14 protein-coding genes are annotated in these 16,062 nt (G+C 70.9%); 4 read left to right on the forward strand and 10 right to left on the reverse strand.

Features of this window, described 5'->3' with window-relative positions:
- Positions 1-144: 144 nt before the first annotated feature.
- The 3 genes from ACIP4Z_RS01835 to ACIP4Z_RS01845 form a co-directional block, all read right to left on the reverse strand.
- Complete coding sequence (locus ACIP4Z_RS01835; protein WP_391047340.1) at positions 145-963, reverse strand: HAD family hydrolase; 819 nt, start codon at positions 961-963, stop codon at positions 145-147.
- Positions 960-3,563, reverse strand: coding sequence for a phosphoribosyltransferase domain-containing protein (locus tag ACIP4Z_RS01840; RefSeq protein ID WP_391160177.1), 2,604 nt, complete (start codon positions 3,561-3,563; stop codon positions 960-962). Before ACIP4Z_RS01840 ends, ACIP4Z_RS01835 begins: the two co-directional genes overlap by 4 nt.
- A 111-nt stretch (positions 3,564-3,674) precedes the next feature.
- Positions 3,675-4,841, reverse strand: coding sequence for an HpcH/HpaI aldolase/citrate lyase family protein (locus ACIP4Z_RS01845; RefSeq protein WP_401304268.1), 1,167 nt, complete (start codon positions 4,839-4,841; stop codon positions 3,675-3,677).
- Between the two features lie 163 nt (positions 4,842-5,004).
- On the opposite strand from ACIP4Z_RS01845, the gene ACIP4Z_RS01850 reads away from it, so the two are divergent.
- A complete protein-coding gene (locus tag ACIP4Z_RS01850) occupies positions 5,005-5,919 on the forward strand; it encodes a TerD family protein (RefSeq protein WP_355349950.1) in 915 nt (304 codons plus the stop codon).
- Between the two features lie 27 nt (positions 5,920-5,946).
- Here the strand turns inward: ACIP4Z_RS01850 and ACIP4Z_RS01855 are convergent, their stop codons facing one another.
- The 6 genes from ACIP4Z_RS01855 to ACIP4Z_RS01880 all read right to left on the reverse strand — a co-directional run bounded on the left by ACIP4Z_RS01855 (position 5,947) and on the right by ACIP4Z_RS01880 (position 10,491).
- Positions 5,947-6,678 (reverse strand): Tellurium resistance, encoded by a 732-nt coding sequence (locus ACIP4Z_RS01855; protein WP_355349947.1) that lies wholly within the window; start codon positions 6,676-6,678, stop codon positions 5,947-5,949.
- Between the two features lie 70 nt (positions 6,679-6,748).
- Entirely contained in the window at positions 6,749-7,942 is a 1,194-nt protein-coding gene (locus ACIP4Z_RS01860; protein WP_401304272.1) for a DUF475 domain-containing protein, read from the reverse strand.
- A gap of 55 nt (positions 7,943-7,997) precedes the next feature.
- Positions 7,998-8,573 carry a TerD family protein gene (locus tag ACIP4Z_RS01865; RefSeq protein WP_355349942.1) on the reverse strand — a complete coding sequence of 192 codons (576 nt, stop codon included), beginning with the start codon at positions 8,571-8,573 and terminating at the stop codon, positions 7,998-8,000.
- Between the two features lie 111 nt (positions 8,574-8,684).
- Positions 8,685-9,260, reverse strand: coding sequence for a TerD family protein (locus tag ACIP4Z_RS01870; protein WP_188285108.1), 576 nt, complete (start codon positions 9,258-9,260; stop codon positions 8,685-8,687).
- 108 nt (positions 9,261-9,368) lie between these two features.
- Complete coding sequence (locus tag ACIP4Z_RS01875) at positions 9,369-9,851, reverse strand: redoxin domain-containing protein (RefSeq protein ID WP_391047347.1); 483 nt, start codon at positions 9,849-9,851, stop codon at positions 9,369-9,371.
- 199 nt (positions 9,852-10,050) lie between these two features.
- A complete protein-coding gene (locus ACIP4Z_RS01880) occupies positions 10,051-10,491 on the reverse strand; it encodes a DUF3052 domain-containing protein (protein ID WP_188285110.1) in 441 nt (146 codons plus the stop codon).
- A 411-nt stretch (positions 10,492-10,902) separates the two neighbouring features.
- Between ACIP4Z_RS01880 and aceE the strand changes: the two genes are divergently transcribed.
- The gene (gene aceE / locus ACIP4Z_RS01885) at positions 10,903-13,650 is read left to right on the forward strand and encodes a pyruvate dehydrogenase (acetyl-transferring), homodimeric type (RefSeq protein WP_355344828.1); all 2,748 of its coding nucleotides are present in this window, start codon (positions 10,903-10,905) and stop codon (positions 13,648-13,650) included.
- A gap of 108 nt (positions 13,651-13,758) precedes the next feature.
- On the opposite strand, the gene ACIP4Z_RS01890 is transcribed toward aceE, so the two are convergent.
- Positions 13,759-14,025 (reverse strand): small hydrophobic protein, encoded by a 267-nt coding sequence (locus ACIP4Z_RS01890; protein WP_355344825.1) that lies wholly within the window; start codon positions 14,023-14,025, stop codon positions 13,759-13,761.
- A gap of 404 nt (positions 14,026-14,429) precedes the next feature.
- Here ACIP4Z_RS01890 and ACIP4Z_RS01895 point away from each other — a divergent pair, with 404 nt between their 5' ends.
- Together ACIP4Z_RS01895 and ACIP4Z_RS01900 are read left to right on the forward strand one after the other, a co-directional pair.
- The gene (locus ACIP4Z_RS01895) at positions 14,430-15,596 is read left to right on the forward strand and encodes an alpha/beta hydrolase (protein WP_355344870.1); all 1,167 of its coding nucleotides are present in this window, start codon (positions 14,430-14,432) and stop codon (positions 15,594-15,596) included.
- A gap of 77 nt (positions 15,597-15,673) precedes the next feature.
- Positions 15,674-16,027: an MmcQ/YjbR family DNA-binding protein gene (locus tag ACIP4Z_RS01900; protein ID WP_355344822.1), complete on the forward strand. Its 354-nt coding sequence runs from the start codon at positions 15,674-15,676 to the stop codon at positions 16,025-16,027.
- Positions 16,028-16,062: the final 35 nt, after the last annotated feature.

A 16,062-nucleotide genomic window follows, 5' to 3' on the forward strand; every position in this document is an offset into this window, starting at 1 on the left:
GGTTTTCAAGGCGCGCCACCGTCGGTGGCTGGTCGCGCAGTTCCCCGCGCCCCCAAAAAACAGGCCCTGCGCGACCGCAGCGCACCTGCTGCGTGCCCCTGGAAACAGGGCCCTGGGGCAGGCTGGCCCTGCGTGGGGGCGGCGTTAGAGGGCGTTGCGCATCCGCAGGATGATCTCTTCGCCGGCGGCGACGCCGACCGTGGGGAGGCCGGTGACGTGGGGGGCGGTCCAGCCGGAGTCGGCCAGCTCGCCGTGGCCGGGGCGCCAGCCCTCATCGGCGGCGAGGAGCAGATCGGCGTCGAGGAGGGAGTCGCCGGCGGCGAGGACGCGGTCGGCGCCGGTGCGGCGGACGACCTCGGCGAGGGCGGCGGACTTGCTGAGCGGCAGCGGCACGGCGTAGATCTTGCGGCCCTGGAGGGAGACGGTCCAGCCGCGGGGTTCGGCCCAGGCGGCGAGTTCCTTGACCCAGCCGGCGGGGAGGCGTTCGCGGTCGACCACGAGGTAGGCGAAGAGGTCTTCCGCGATGCGCTCCTTGCGCAGCCACGCGGGGTCGGCGGTGGCGGCGAGGTGGGCGCGTACCTCGTCCAGCGGCGCGGAGCCGTCGGCGAGACGACGGCGGATCTCGGCGTTCCAGTCGTGGTCGGTGCGGCCGTCGACCAGGAGGTGGCCGCCGTTGGCGCAGATGGCGTACCGCGGCTGGGGTCCCGGCAGGCTGATCCGGCGGTACTGCTTGCGGGTGCGGGTGGTGGAGGGCACGAACTGCCCGGCCTCCGCGGCGAGTCGCACCAGCAGCGCGGCGGCGGTCTCGGTCATGTAGGACAGCGGCTTGGCCTCGTGCACCTCGACGCAGAGCAGGCGCGGCGCGTGCTCGTCGGCCATGGTGAGGGCGAGCGCCGCCGTGGAGTAGATCAGGGTGCGGTCGAGGTCGCTGGCGACCAGCGTGCGGTTCTGACGGGTACTCACTTCGCGTCCACCGCCTTGCCGTCGGTCCCGGTGGCCCCTCGGGTGTAGCGGGGGTGGATGAGACCCACGCAGGAGTACGGCAACCCGTCCACCTCCTCGACCGGTACGCCGCGCTGTGCGGCCAGCAGGCGGACGTGGTCGAGGTCGGCGCCGACGCCGCGCTGGGCGAGGATCTTCCAGGGCACCCGGCGCAGCAGCACGCGGGTGGTCTCGCCGACGCCGGGCTTGACGAGGTTCACGTCGCCGATGCCGTACTCCTCGCTGATCCGCTCGACCGCGGCCCAGCCCGCCCAGGTGGGTGAACGGTCGGCGGAGCGCAGCGACTTGACGTCCTCGGCGACGGCGTCGCCGACCCGGTCGAAGGCGGCGGTGACGGTGTCGAGGAAGAGCCCGGAGACGTCGGCGCCCGCCAGCTCGCGGTAGAACTTCGCGCCGTGGTAGTCGTCGGGCCCGGTCAGGTCGGCGCGCAGCACGGTGCGCGAAATGAGGCCGGAGACCGTGGAGTTGAGGCACGCGGAGGGGATCAGGAAGTCGTCGCGGGTGCCGTAGGTGGACACGCAGCCGCCGGGGTCGGCGAGCACCGCGATGTCCGGGTCGAAGACGCCTTCGCCGTCGAAGTCCTTGACGGCTTCGGCCAGTTCGCGGGTGATGGCGCCCTTGCCCGTCCAGCCGTCGACGAACACGGCGTTCGCCGCGTCGTGGTGGGCGGCCAGCCAGCTCAGCGCGTTGCGGTCGATGCCCCGGCCGCGGACGATGGAGACGGCGTAGTGCGGCAGGTCCAGGCCGTGCGCGTGCCGGGCCCAGCGGCGCATCAGCACGCCGACCGGGGTGCCAGCGCGGGCCAGCGAGACCAGGACGGCGTCAGGGCCGCGCTCGGCGAGCACGAGTTCGGTGACGGCGCCGACCGCGCGCGCGATGCGTTCGGCGGAGCCGTCGAGGGCGGCCTTGAACAGGTCCTGGTACGCGGCGCTCGGCTGGTACTCGACGGGCAGCGACTCGGCGTAGTGCGCGCCGCCGCTCTGGATGGCCTCCTCGCGCTCCTCGGTCGGCGCTTCCAGCTCGACCTCCGACAGGTCCTTGAGCAGCCAGCCGACCTCGTCCGCCGCGTACGACGAGAAGGCGGGGCCGCGCAGGGGCTCGGGCAGCGGTCGGGCGGTGGCGCTCACAGGGGCGGGGCTCATCGGTGCGGCGTGTCCGTTCGGTCGGGGACGGGACTCGGTTCCGGCGGTGAGCCGGGACCGCAACCGGGCGTGCAGCCGGGGCCGCGGCCGGTAGGTGGGGACGACGGCGACCAGTACGCGGTCGGTGTGCGCGGCGAGCTGGGCGATCAGGCCGCCGGGCCCGTACAGCTCGGGGGTCTCGCCCGCGGAGTCGATGACGCAGACGACCGCGTCGAAGCCCGCGCCCGCCACGTTGTACGCGTACCGGTCGCCGGGGCCGTCGCTGGGCTCGTCGTGGGCGGGGAACACGATCCGGCTGCGGATGGCGTAGCCGGGGTCGTCGACGGCCAGCACCGGCGAGCGGGTGGTGGTGGAGTAGCGCACGTCGAGAGCGCCGCCAGGGGCCGCCTGCGAGCCCCCAAGGCCCGCGTCCGCTGCGGCGGTGTGCCGCCCCAGGCCCTCAAGGCCCGCGTCCGCTGCGGCGGTGTGCCGTCGCAGCGCCTCCGCCAGCCGCAGCGGGGCGTACATCAGCTCCTCGTTGCCGAGGACGAGGACGCGGCGGGCGCCGGGCGGGAGCGCGGCGGCCAGCCGCTGTCCCATGGCGGGCAGCGCGGCCTCCAGGGCGGCGCGGTGCTCCGGCAGGAAGCCGTGCCTGCCGCCGTCCGGCACCCCGGCCGGCCAGTCCAGCTCGACGTGCGTGAGGTCGTAGTAGTCGGCGGGCGCGGGCGGCGGCGTCTCGTGGGCGGCCACCAGGGCCTGGCCGCGCTCCAGCACGCCCTCGGGGAGCGTGACGGCCCCCGCGACCAGGGCGACGACGTCCACGCGGGCGCCGAGTTCCGCCGCGAAGTCCTCCAGCCGCGCCTGGTCGGCGGCGGACCGCATGTCGGTCAGGGCGACCACCACATACCGCTCACGCGGGTGGCGTCCGTGCAGGTCACGGATGGTGTTGAGGATGGTCTGGCCGGTGGAGAACTCGTCGTCGACCAGGACCAGCGGGCCGCTGCCCGCCAGCAGCGCCGGGTCCTCGGGGAGCAGCAGGTGCCCGGTGGCGTGGCTGTGCTCCTCCTGGAAGCCGCCGCCCGCCGCGACGCCCGCGACCTCGCGCCGGGTGGAGTGCAGGTACGGCACACCGCCGACGCCGTCGGCGACGCAGTGGCCGAGTCCCGTCGCGGTCTCGGCGTAGCCGAGGACCACGGCGTCGGCGACCGCGTCCGGGCCGAGCAGGTCGCGGACCCGCTCGCCGAGCGCGTACGCGGAGCCGTAGACCGCGCGCGGGTCCTGCGGGACGTGCTTGCCGAGGATGTTGGAGACCAGCAGGTGGGCGCGCTTGGGGTTGCGGCGCAGCGCGAGGCCGAGCACTCCGTGCAGGCCCTCGCCCACCAGGCCGATGCCCAGCCGGTCCGCGACCCACTGGCCCGGCCAGGGCGTGTGCGTTGCCATGCGGTGCTTCTCTTCCGTTCGGTGCGAGCGCGGCGCGGGGGCCGTGCTCAGGGCTGGGCGCGGCGCCTGGCCGTGCTCAGGACTGCGCTGGAGGCTGTTCCGGGACCGCGCTCAGGACTGCGGCAGGCTCGCCGCGAGCAGTTCCACGAAGCCGATGTCCTCCTGGGCGACGCCGAAAACCTCGGCGCGGCGCATGGTGCGCTCCGCCCAGGCGCGGTGCGGCTTCACCTCGTTCATCTTGTTGGTGTACGCGGACCGCATGACGCCGCCGCCGGAGCGGTCCTCGTCGAGTATGTCGGCCGCGTCGCAGAACTCCTCGTGCGTGACGACGCTCAGCGCGTGCACGACGGGCACGTGGGTGGGGTGGATGCAGGTCTTGCCCTGGAGGCCGTTGGCGCGGTCCAGCTCGATCTCGCGGAGCAGTCCGTCCATGTCGCGCTCGATGAGGGTGTCGCGCAGGTCCTCGGCCTCGGGGGTGAAGGGGCTGCGGCGCAGTTGCGGCTTGAACATCCGCTCGTGGTGCCTGAAGTACTCCCAGACCGGTCCCGTCACGGTGAAGCCGCTGCCGTCGGCGCGGCCGAGGACGTTGACCACGTCGGCGATCACCGAGGCGACGATCTGCACGTCGTAGGCGGTCATCGCGGGGGCGCGGCGCAGGCCGTAGGAGGAGCAGAAGTCGGTGACGCCCAGGCGCAGGGCGAGCACCCGCTCGCGGTATTTGTCGACCGTCCTGGATATCCCGTAGAGCGTCTCGACCCGGCTCTCCAGGTGCAGGAGCTGCGGGGACTCCAGTACGGGCATGGCGAAAAGGCGCCGCCCGCTGGCGGCCTCCGCGTGCGCCATGGCCTCCAGGAAGGGGACGCCGGTCTCCTCGGTGAACTTGGGCAGCACGAATCCGGACAGCAGTTCCACGGTGCCGCCGAGCCGTGTCACCAGGTCGGTGATCTGCGCGGGCGTGCGGACCCGGATGAACAGCAGCGGAAGGGCCGCCTCCTGCCGGGTCGCGAGATCGGCGAACTGCCGGACGAGATTGGCCTCACCTGCGACGACGTCGCGGTCGTCGATGGAGTCCTCCAGGCACAGGACCATCGACACCACACCCCGGGCGGCCTGCTTCACCACGTCGTCCGCGAGCTGCGGGCGGGTGGCGGGGCTGTAGAGGGTGGCGCCGAGGGCGACCGCGAGCATGCGTGCGGGCGAGTCGGCAGTGAACTCCTGCGGCTCGCGGTGAAACAGTTCGCTCCTGGCTTCAGGAGCGAGGTGCCCGAAGTGTCGCATACGCCCCATTTCGAGGTAGTGAGCCCGATGATATCTGGCCGATTATCGTACGTGCGAGCATGGGGTAGAGGTTCCCTCCACACGTGAAAAACAGGTAACCGCGGCGGGTCCACCGCGTGACCGTCCCGCCCGGCGTTGTGGCGCACGCCACGGGGAGGGCAGGATGACCGGTATGACGCACGTGATGGTGAAGGGCTCGAACACCCCACTGGACGCCCCCGGAATCCGGGCGGTACTGCGCTGGACCCCGGCGTCCGGTTCCCCCGATGTTGACGCCTCCGTGCTGCTGCTCGGTTCCAACGGCAAGGTCCGTTCCGACGCCGACTTCGTCTTCTACAACGAACCGCGCCACCCCTCGGGGCTCGCCCGTCACCTGCCCAAGAAACGCGTCTCCGGCAGCCTGACCGACACCGTCGAGGTCGACCTGGCCGCCCTCGGCTCCGACGTGGACCGCGTCGTGATCGTCGCCTCCTGCGACGGCGGCCCCTTCGCGCAGGTCCAGGACCTGTGCGTGCTCCTCTACGACACCACGGGGCCGCAGCACGCGCCCGTCATCACCTTCGAGGTGCGCCCCGACACCGGCTACGAGACCGCCCTGAACTGCGGCGAGATCTACCGCAAGGACGGCGGCTGGAAATTCCGCGCCCTGGGCCAGGGGTACGACACCGGTCTGGTCGGCGTGGCCACCGAATTCGGCATCGCGGTGGACGACGTCGAGGGCGGCGACTCCGACCGTACCGCCGTACCGGCCACGACCGCGCCGCCCACCGTCTCCCCGGCGGCGCCGCCCACGGCCGGGCCGGTGTCCCAGCAGACCGCGCCGTACGCCCAGGAGCCGGAGCCCGCGCCCACCAGTGCGTACGGATACCCGCTCCAGGCTCCCTCGCCCGGCCACGTGCCCGCACAGCCCGCCTACGGCTACCCGCAGCCCGTGGCGGCCACCACGGCCCCTGCAGTCCACCAGCAGCCGCAGCAGGGCTACCCGGCGTACGGCTACCCGCAGCCGGTGGCCGCCGCCGCCAACGACGGCGGCTTCCAACTGCCGCCGCAGGGACCCCAGTTCCAGTCGGGCAGCTGACCCGCGCGGACAGCGCGCCGGACGCGGTCAGACCTTGGACTTGTAGCCGCGGCCCCACTGGAGGCCCCAGCCGTAGAGCCGGTCGATCTCGGCCTGGAAGCCGTAGACGTACCTGACCTCGCGGCGCACGACCAGCTCGCCCTTGCGGTTCTCGATCAGCACGACGGCGCACGAACGGGCCTGCGGCTCCCGCTCGTTGAGCGGGATCTCGATGCGCGGGCCCGAGGTCGGGAAGATCTCGACCTTCGCGTGCGTGCGGTCGAAGGCGGGCGTGCCGTCGTAGATGTAGACGAAGACCAGCAGCCGCCGGAATTCGTCCCGCTTGTCGAAGTTGATGTACAGCGTCTCGCCCGAGGTGCCGCCGAACCGGTCGTCGCCGCTCATCTGGATGTACGGCGGCGCGTCCAGGTCGCCCAGCAGATTGCCGAGCGGCTGGACAACTCCCTTGCTCCCGTCGGCCAGTTCGTACATGCAGGCCAGGTCGAGGTCGACATTGACCATGGCGGGTCCGGCCGCCTGCACCACGCGCGGTTTGAAGACGTCGAGCTGGCGGCGGAAGAACCCGCCGTTGGAGGTGGCCCAGCCACCGGTGTCGGATGTCCGCATCGACCACGAGAGGTTGACCCGGAGGTTGCCGACGGCCGCTCCCTGCTTGGACAGCGACACCATCGGGTGCCGCTTGGTGAGTTCCACGGTGTGCGCGTTCGCGACGTCGAACTGCTGCCCGCCGCTCGGCCGCAGAAAACTCCACCAGGCCATCTGCCCTCGCCCTCCCCTGACATGAGGCTGCCCCCGCCGGACGGCGGGGGCAGCGCTGGCGCGACCGGGGTCAGACCCCGCTCGCGACTTCCGCCTTGTCGTCGTCCTTGTCACCGTCCGGTTGCCCGGAGTCTTCCCCGAGTCGGCGGTTGCGTACCACCGAGGACCAGTACGAAGCGGCGATCAGCACCACGCCCACCAGACCGGTGATGACCTCGCTGACGTCGTACTTGATCGTGACGAGCAGGATGACGGCCAGCGCGCCGATCGCGTAGTGCGCGCCGTGCTCCAGGTAGACGTAGTCGTCCAGGGTGCCCTTGCGGACCAGGAAGACGGTCAGCGACCTGATGTACATCGCGCCGATGCCGAGACCCAGCGCGATCTCGAAGATGTCGTTGCTCACCGCGAAGGCGCCGACGACACCGTCGAAGGAGAAGGACGCGTCGATGACTTCGAGGTAGAGGAACATGAAGAACGCGGCCTTGCCCGCCAGGCCCACGACCTGTCCGGTGCTGACGCCGTTGCCGCTCTTCGCCGCGACGGGCTCCGCTCCGCCCGCTTCCGCGCCGTCCTCGTCGTCCGCGCCGTCCTCGTCGTCGTCCTCCAGCCGCTCCTCGAAGAAGCTGGAGACACCGCCGACGATGAGATACGTGAGCAGGCCGCCGACGCCCGCCAGCAGCACCGTCTCACCCTTGTCGATGGTGCCGTGACCGCCGTGCAGCGGGACGCCGGTGGCGACGGTGGTGGCGGCGACGAGCAGCGCGACCAGCGCGACCACGACGGAGAGCATGTCCAGCTTGCCGACCTTGGCCAGCGGCTTCTCCAGCCAGCCCAGCCAGGTGATCTCCCGCTCCTCGAAGATGAAGTCGAGGAAGATCATCAGCAGGAACATGCCGCCGAAGGCGGCGATCGCCGGGTGCGCGCCGGTGACCAGCGCCTCGTAGCGGTCGTGGTCGTTGATCGCGACCCTGACCGCTTCCCACGGACTGAGCTTGGCCGTGATGGCGACGATGATGATCGGGAAGACGAGCCTCATGCCGAAGACGGCGATCAGCACGCCGATGGTGAGGAACATCTTCTGCCAGAAGGCATTCATCTTGCGGAGGATGCCCGCGTTGATCACCGCGTTGTCGAACGAGAGTGAGATCTCGAGGACCGACAGGATCGCGACAATGGCCAGGCCCTTCCAGCCCCAGAGGACGCCGGCCAGGGCGAGGCCGGCGGCAGTGATGCCGAACGACCAGCCGAATGTTCTGAGGAGCACGAGCTACCTACCTATTTCCCTGATGATCACGAGGACCCCCGCGAGGTACGCGGCTTTACGAAACGTTGACCCCGAAGTCTAGGGCGATGCCGCGCAGTCCGGAGGCGTACCCCTGACCTACCGCACGGAACTTCCACTCGCCGCTGTAGCGGTAGAGCTCGCCGAAGATCATCGCGGTCTCGGTCGAGGCGTCCTCGGTCAGGTCGTAACGGGCCAGTTCGGCGCCGTCCGCCTGGTTGAGCACCCGGATGTACGCGTTGCTGACCTGGCCGAAGGTCTGGGAACGGGCGTCGGCGTCGTAGATCGAGACCGGGAAGACGATCTTGTCGACGCGCTCGGGGACGAGGCTCAGGTCCACCAGGATCGTCTCGTCGTCACCGCCGGTGCCGCCGACCAGTTCGTCGCCGGTGTGCTCGACGGAACCCTCCGGGCTCTTGAGGTTGTTGTAGAAGACGAAGAACTCGTCTCCCAGGACCCGGCCGTTGCCGCAGAGCAGCGCGCTGGCGTCCAGGTCGAAGTCGGCTCCGGTGGTCGAGCGGGAACTCCAGCCGAGACCGATCTGCACCTTGGTGAGATTCGGCGCGGCCTTGGAGAGGGAGACATTGCCTCCCTTGGCGAGCGTGACGCCCATCGTGTTTCGTTCCTCCCCGTCGCAGGGTGTGCTGGGTGGGTCCTGGGTGCTGGGTGGGCCCTGGGTCCGCCAGGGACGGGCGGCGCCCGGTGGCCGGGCGCCGCACCGCGATCAGACGTTGACGCCGAAGTCCTGGGCGATGCCGCGCAGTCCCGAGGCGTAGCCCTGACCGATGGCGCGGAACTTCCACTCCGCGCCGTGCCGGTACAGCTCGCCGAAGACCATGGCGGTCTCGGTCGAGGCGTCCTCGGTCAGGTCGTAGCGGGCCAGCTCGCGCTGGTCCGCCGCGTTGAGCACCCGGATGTAGGCGTTGCGCACCTGGCCGAAGCTCTGCTGGCGGCTCTCGGCCTCGTAGATGGAGACGGGGAAGACGATCTTCGCGACATCGGCCGGGACACCGGCCAGATTCACGTTGATGACCTCGTCGTCGCCCTCGCCCTCACCGGTGAGGTTGTCACCGGTGTGCACCACGGAGCCGTCGGGGCTGGTGAGGTTGTTGAAGAAGACGAAGTGCGCGTCGGAGAGCACCTTGCCCTGGTCGCTGGTGAGCAGCGCGCTCGCGTCGAGGTCGAAGTCGTTGCCGGTGGTGGTGCGGGCGTCCCAGCCCAGACCGACGACGACGGCCGTGAGATTCGGCGCCTCCTTGGTCAGCGAGACGTTGCCACCCTTGCTGAGGCTGACTCCCACGAGTCCTCCCAAATCGGTTCGTGCGTGCTGTGTGCGTGGCGTACGCGTGCACAGATCCTGCGCTGGTGCCGGATCAACGTGCCGAGCTTAGTGACGGGTTCCCGAGGTCTACAGCGATTCGAGCGCCTTTGCGTAGTCGTGAAGATCGCGGGCGTCCGGCAGCCCGTTGACGACGGTCCAGCGCACGGTGCCCTCCTTGTCGATGACGAAGGTGCCGCGCAGGGCGCAGCCCTTGTCCTCGGCGAAGACGCCGTAGGCGCGGGAGACCGCGCCGTGCGGCCAGAAGTCGGACAGCAGCGGGTAGTCCAGGCCCTCCTGGTCGGCGAAGACCCGCAGCGAGTGCATCGAGTCGCAGGAGACGGCGAGCAGTTGCACGTCCGCGTTCTGGAACGCGGGCAGCTCGTCGCGCAGCGCGCACAGCTCGCCGGTGCACACGCCGGTGAAGGCGAAGGGGTAGAAGAGCAGCACGACGTTCTTCCGGCCGCGGAAGTCGGCCAGGCGCACGGTACGGCCGTGCTGGTCGGGCAGGGCGAAGTCGGGTGCCGGGGCGCCGACCGCGGGGATCTCGTGGGCTGCGCTGATCTCGCTCATCGCGCGGGCGTCCCTTCTCGGGGAGGCGCGGGACCCGGCGCGGCCGTCGCGACCGCCGCAGGGCCGCGACACAGGGTGGGCCAAGCGCGCGGTTCCCCGCTCCCCCGAGGGGGCGCGGGGAACCGCGCGGCCAGCGTGTGACGGGCGACGGACGGCCGCGGGGCGCAACCCCTGCGGCGGGCCGCCGGTGCCGGGAAAGCTACCGCTTCCCCGCGCGGGCCGTCTTGGGTGTCACGAGACGGCTGCCGGTCCAGTCCTTGGCGGCGTTGACGCTGCTGGTCTGGGCGAGGCCCGCGGTCTGCGCGGCCTCTCCGATCTCGCTGGGCTCGACGTGGCCGTCACGCCCGGTCTTCGGGGTCATGAGCCAGATCGGGGCGCCGGGGTCGACCGTCGACGTGGCGTCGACGAGTGCGTCGGTGAGGTCGCCGTCGTCCTCGCGGAACCACAGCAGGACGGCGTCGGGCACGTCGTCGTACTCCTCATCGGCGAGCTCCTCGCCCGTGAGCTCCTCGATACCCTCTCGAAGCTCCTGGTCGCAATCCTCGTCGTACCCGAGCTCCTGGACCACCTGTCCGGGCTCGAAACCAAGCCGGCTCGCCGGGTTGGTCCGCTCCTCCGCGTGGTCCGCGGTCGCGCTCACGCTTTGCCTCCTGTCATGGGGAAAATCTGCCCGCGCCTGTGCGGGTTATTGGCGGTAGTCCACACGGGCTGGGCGGATCGCGCAAGTACCCGGCGTACGAGACCGTCGAAACGGTGACGATTCGACCGTGTCACCGCAACCCGCACACTCAATGGTGACGCACATCACGGCGGTTTGCCGGTGTTGTGCGTGATTGGAGCCGCGAGTCGGTCGTACGAGCGACTGGGCGTAGAGTTCAGGTTTGGCCTCCCCCAACCTCAGGCCGGGAGGCTCCCGGCCGACCACCGGCCCTGGGGCCGCGCGGCTCATGAGCTGCGGTTACCGCTCGGTAGAGATGACGTATCGAACGACGCGGTACACGATGGAGGCGGCGCGACCCAGCAGAGCTCCACCTAGCAGCGAAGGAACAGCGTGGCTTCCGGATCCGATCGCAACCCGATCATCATTGGCGGCCTTCCCAGCCAGGTCCCGGATTTCGATCCCGAGGAGACGGCGGAATGGCTCGACTCGCTCGATGCGGCCATCGACGAGCGCGGCCGTGAGCGGGCCCGCTATCTGATGCTCCGCCTCATCGAGCGCGCGCGCGAGAAGCGCGTCGCGGTGCCCGAGATGCGCAGCACCGACTACGTGAACACCATCGCCACCAAGGACGAGCCGTTCTTCCCGGGCAACGAGGAGATCGAGCGCAAGATCCTCAACGCCACCCGGTGGAACGCGGCGGTCATGGTCTCCCGCGCCCAGCGTCCCGGGATCGGCGTCGGCGGCCACATCGCCACCTTCGCCTCCTCCGCCTCGCTCTACGACGTGGGCTTCAACCACTTCTTCCGCGGCAAGGACGACGGCCTCGGCGGCGACCAGATCTTCTTCCAGGGCCACGCCTCCCCCGGCATCTACGCCCGCGCCTTCCTGCTCGACCGGTTGAGCGAGGCGCAGCTCGACGCCTTCCGCCAGGAGAAGTCGAAGGCGCCGAACGGCCTTTCCAGCTACCCGCACCCGCGGCTGATGCCGGACTTCTGGGAGTTCCCGACCGTCTCGATGGGCCTCGGCCCGCTGGGCGCGATCTACCAGGCCCGGATGAACCGCTACATGGAGGCGCGCGGCATCGCCGACACCTCCACGTCGCACGTGTGGGCGTTCCTCGGCGACGGCGAGATGGACGAGCCGGAGTCGCTCGGCCAGCTCTCGATCGCCGCCCGCGAGGGCCTGGACAACCTGACCTTCGTCGTCAACTGCAACCTCCAGCGCCTCGACGGCCCGGTGCGCGGCAACGGCAAGATCATCCAGGAGCTGGAGTCGCAGTTCCGCGGCGCCGGCTGGAACGTCATCAAGCTGATCTGGGACCGCTCCTGGGACCCGCTGCTGGCCCAGGACCGCGACGGTCTGCTGGTCAACAAGATGAACACCACCCCGGACGGCCAGTTCCAGACGTACGCGACCGAGACCGGTTCGTACATCCGTGAGCACTTCTTCGGCGACGACCAGCGGCTGCGCAAGATGGTCGAAGGCATGTCCGACGAGCAGATCCTGCACCTCGGGCGCGGCGGCCACGACCACCGCAAGGTCTTCGCGGCCTACACGGCGGCCAAGGAGCACAAGGGCCAGCCGACGGTGATCCTCGCGCAGACCATCAAGGGCTGGACGCTGGGTCCGAACTTCGAGGGCCGCAACGCGACGCACCAGATGAAGAAGCTGACGGTCGACGACCTCAAGCGCTTCCGCGACCGGCTGCACCTGCCGATCACCGACCAGCGGCTCGACGAGGGCTACCCGCCGTACTACCACCCCGGCCGGGACTCCGAAGAGATCCAGTACATGCACGACCACCGCAAGGCGTGCGGCGGTTACGTGCCCACGCGCGTGGTGCGGGCCAAGCCGCTGCCGCTGCCGCCGGAGAAGACGTACGCGACCGCGAAGAAGGGCTCGGGCCAGCAGTCGATCGCCACCACCATGGCGTTCGTCCGCGTCCTGAAGGACCTGATGCGGGACAAGGAGATCGGCAAGCGCTTCGTGCTGATCGCCCCCGACGAGTACCGCACCTTCGGCATGGACGCGTTCTTCCCGAGCGCGAAGATCTACAACCCGATGGGTCAGCAGTACGAGTCGGTCGACCGTGAGCTGCTGCTGGCGTACAAGGAGTCGCCGACCGGGCAGATGCTGCACGACGGCATCTCCGAGGCGGGCTGTACGGCGTCGCTGATCGCGGCGGGCTCGGCGTACGCCACGCACGGCGAGCCGCTGATCCCGGTCTACGTCTTCTACTCGATGTTCGGGTTCCAGCGCACCGGCGACCAGTTCTGGCAGATGGCCGACCAGCTCTCGCGCGGCTTCGTGCTGGGCGCGACCGCGGGCCGCACCACGCTGACCGGTGAGGGCCTCCAGCACGCGGACGGCCACTCGCAGCTCCTGGCCTCCACCAACCCCGGCTGCGTCGCGTACGACCCCGCCTTCGGCTACGAGATCGCGCACATCGTGCAGGACGGTCTGCGCCGGATGTACGGCGAGACCGCGGACGGCAAGCCGGGCGAGGACGTCTTCTACTACCTCACCGTCTACAACGAGCCGATCCAGCACCCGGCCGAGCCCGCGGACGTCGACGTGGACGGCATCCTCAAGGGCATCTACCGCTTCAAGACCGGCGAGGCCGGTACGATCCCCGCGCAGATCATGGCGTCGGGTGTCGCGGTGCCGTGGGCGGTCGAGGCGCAGCGCATCCTCGCCGAGGACTGGAACGTACGGGCCGACGTATGGTCCGCGACGTCCTGGAACGAGCTGCGGCGCGAGGCCGTCGCGATCGAGGAGCACAATCTGCTGCACCCGGAGGAGGAGCAGCGCGTGCCGTACGTGACGCGCAAGCTGTCCGGGGCCGAGGGGCCGTTCGTGGCCGTCTCGGACTGGATGCGGGCGGTGCCCGACCAGATCTCGCGCTGGGTGCCCGGCACGTACTCCTCGCTGGGCGCGGACGGCTTCGGCTTCGCGGACACCCGTGGCGCGGCCCGTCGCTTCTTCCACATCGACGCGCAGTCGGTGGTCCTGGCGGTCCTCACCGAACTGGCCCGCGACGGCAAGGTCGACCGGTCCGTGCTGAAGCAGGCCGTCGACCGCTACCAGCTCCTGGACGTGGCCTCGGCCGACCCGGGCGCGGCGGGCGGCGACGCGTAGTTCGGCTCTCGGGTTCGCCCGGGCTCCGCACGACAACGGCCTCCGGGCCGAGAGGGCTCTCCCTCTCGGCCCGGAGGCCGTTCGTACGCCCGCGCGGCGCGGGCGGGGCTACTGGGCCACGTAGAGCAGCGCGATGAGTGTGTCGAGCGCGCCGAGGAACAGCGCGATCAGGGCCAGCAGGGGTTTGCGGCCGCTCCAGCGGCGGCCCATCGCGAGCCAGCCGCAGACGACCGCCACGGGGCCGAACACGATGCCCAGGACGAAGAAGCCCACGACCGCGCTGATGACTCCGATGATGCCGAGCCTGCCGCCGGTGCGCTCCACTTCGACTCGGGTGCCGCGGGAGCGTTCGGTCGTGGCGAAACGTCGAGCCATGGTTCCCTCCTCGGGGTCCCGTCCTCGGGTCCTGCCGGTTCGATTGCCCGCTGCGGGCACCGCTATGCCGCGCGGAGGCCGCCTACCGGCCGCGTATCGCCTTGTGAGTGCCTTCCGGCGGGAGGCGGGCACCGGGGGGTGCGTCCGACTGGCGGCAGCCGCGTAACCTCCGGTCAGATCATTCCGTTTCCAAACGTGATCTGACTCACCCTTGACCCGGCCACCCGTCCGGGTCTTCTACGCTGGACCGCGGAGCCGCGCCCAGGGACGCCGTTGTCCGCACGTACTGCCCCACAGCACCTGACGCCCCACCTCCCGCCCCCATATCCCCGCCGCCCGGTTGAACCCGGGACGAATCCGCGAGGCATCTGCGAGTGAGCCTTCTCGAAGCGCGACTGAGCCCCATGTCGATCCGCGCCCTGCTGGCCCTGTCGGTCGTCTTCATCATGCTGGCGACCACCGGCTGGACGGCGCTGCGCCCCGGCGGGGCCGGTGACCCGCGGGCCGCCGCCCTGTCGTCCTGGCGGCACGGCACCATCGCCTCGCACAAGCTGCCGGACCCCGACAGCGGCGCCCGGACGATCGCGCGCTTCTTCGCGTCGCTCACCGGCGGCCAGCGGCTCGCGCTCACCGAGCGGTACCCGCTGATCGTCGGCAATCTCAACGGGGCGCCGCTCACCTTGCGCTACCGGGCCAACCACGCGGCCATCGAGCAGGCCCGCACCGCGGAGACCGCGCGCTCGCACAGCGACCAGTTCACCGTGGCGGGCCGGATCGACGCGGCGCGGCGGGCCGCGCGCTACACCTCGCTGCTCAGCGGCCACCGGCAGATCCTCTCCTTCGACCCGACGGGCTCCGGCCGGGTCGCGGAGGTCTTCGGCGACCTGAAGGCCGCCAAGCGGGTCTCCGTCGTCGTCCCCGGCGTCGACACCAACCTGCTCACGTTCGAGCGCGCCACCAAGTCGTACGCGGCCCCGGTCGGCATGGCGACGGCGCTGTACGACGCGGAGCGCGCCGCCGACCCCGGCGTGCGGACGGCCGTGATCGCGTGGGCGGACTACACCACGCCGACGGGGCTCGGCCTGGACGCCTCGACGGGCAACATGGCCGAGCGCGGCGCCACCCGATTGAACGCGCTGCTCAGCGCCTTGCCGCAGCACGCCGAGGTGTCGCTCTTCTGCCACTCCTACGGCTCGGTGCTGTGCGGGGTGGCCGCCCCCGACCTGCCGGGCCGCTCGGTCTCCGACATCACGGTCTTCGGCAGTCCCGGCATGCGCGTGCAGCGCGCCTCGCAGCTCCACACGTCGGCGCACGTGTGGGCGGCGCGGGACAGCTCCGACTGGATCAGCGATGTGCCGCACCTGGAGATCGCCGGGCTCGGCCACGGCGCCGACCCGGTCAACGACTCCTTCGGCGCCCGGGTGATCAGCGCCGCCGGAGCCAGCGGGCACCCCGGCTACTTCGCGCCCGGCACCACCAGCCTGGCCAACTTCACGCAGATCGCCCTGGGCAACTACGCGGCGGTCGCCTGCCAGGACGCGGACGAGGGCTGCACCTCGGGGCTCGCCTGAGGGCCGGGCCGGGCCTCGCACCGTCCGGTGGCGGGCTGCGGGGGCGGGCTGTCACAGGGCCGCCCTACGCTGGCCGCATGGCCACCTTCGAGGAGTTCGCGGACAGCGCCCTGGCGCTGCCGCGGGCGCACCGGCAGATCACCTGGGGCAGCGAGCACACCTTCCGGGTCGGCGAGAAGATCTTCGCCATGGGCAACCCCGACGGCGCCCATGTGTCGCTGAAGGCGTCCAAGGAGGATCAGACCGAGCTGATCGCCGCCGACCCCGGCACCTTCTCGCCCGCCCCCTACGTCGGCCGCTTCGGCTGGGTGCGCGCCGCCCTGGACTCCGTCGACCCGGACGAGCTCGCGGAACTCCTCACCGAGGCCTGGCGCCGCACGGCTCCGCGCCGCCTGGTCAAGGAGTTCGACGAGGCCGCGGGACGCGCGTAGTTCCTGACGGGGTACCGCCAAGCGGGAGGCCGCTT

The sequence above is a fragment of the Streptomyces sp. NPDC088910 genome (genome assembly GCF_044749865.1).
In the GTDB taxonomy this organism is placed as follows: Bacteria; Actinomycetota; Actinomycetes; order Streptomycetales; family Streptomycetaceae; genus Actinacidiphila.

Bases quoted from the DNA above. Each gene is read 5' to 3' on its own strand.
- ACIP4Z_RS01840 (WP_391160177.1), bottom strand. From the start codon at position 3,563: ATGGCAACGCACACGCCCTGGCCGGGCCAGTGGGTCGCGGACCGGCTG.
- ACIP4Z_RS01845 (WP_401304268.1), bottom strand. From the start codon at position 4,841: ATGCGACACTTCGGGCACCTCGCTCCTGAAGCCAGGAGCGAACTGTTT.
- ACIP4Z_RS01850 (WP_355349950.1), top strand. From the start codon at position 5,005: ATGACCGGTATGACGCACGTGATGGTGAAGGGCTCGAACACCCCACTG.
- ACIP4Z_RS01855 (WP_355349947.1), bottom strand. From the start codon at position 6,678: ATGGCCTGGTGGAGTTTTCTGCGGCCGAGCGGCGGGCAGCAGTTCGAC.
- ACIP4Z_RS01865 (WP_355349942.1), bottom strand. From the start codon at position 8,573: ATGGGCGTCACGCTCGCCAAGGGAGGCAATGTCTCCCTCTCCAAGGCC.
- ACIP4Z_RS01875 (WP_391047347.1), bottom strand. From the start codon at position 9,851: ATGAGCGAGATCAGCGCAGCCCACGAGATCCCCGCGGTCGGCGCCCCG.
- ACIP4Z_RS01890 (WP_355344825.1), bottom strand. From the start codon at position 14,025: ATGGCTCGACGTTTCGCCACGACCGAACGCTCCCGCGGCACCCGAGTC.
- ACIP4Z_RS01895 (WP_355344870.1), top strand. From the start codon at position 14,430: ATGTCGATCCGCGCCCTGCTGGCCCTGTCGGTCGTCTTCATCATGCTG.
- ACIP4Z_RS01900 (WP_355344822.1), top strand. From the start codon at position 15,674: ATGGCCACCTTCGAGGAGTTCGCGGACAGCGCCCTGGCGCTGCCGCGG.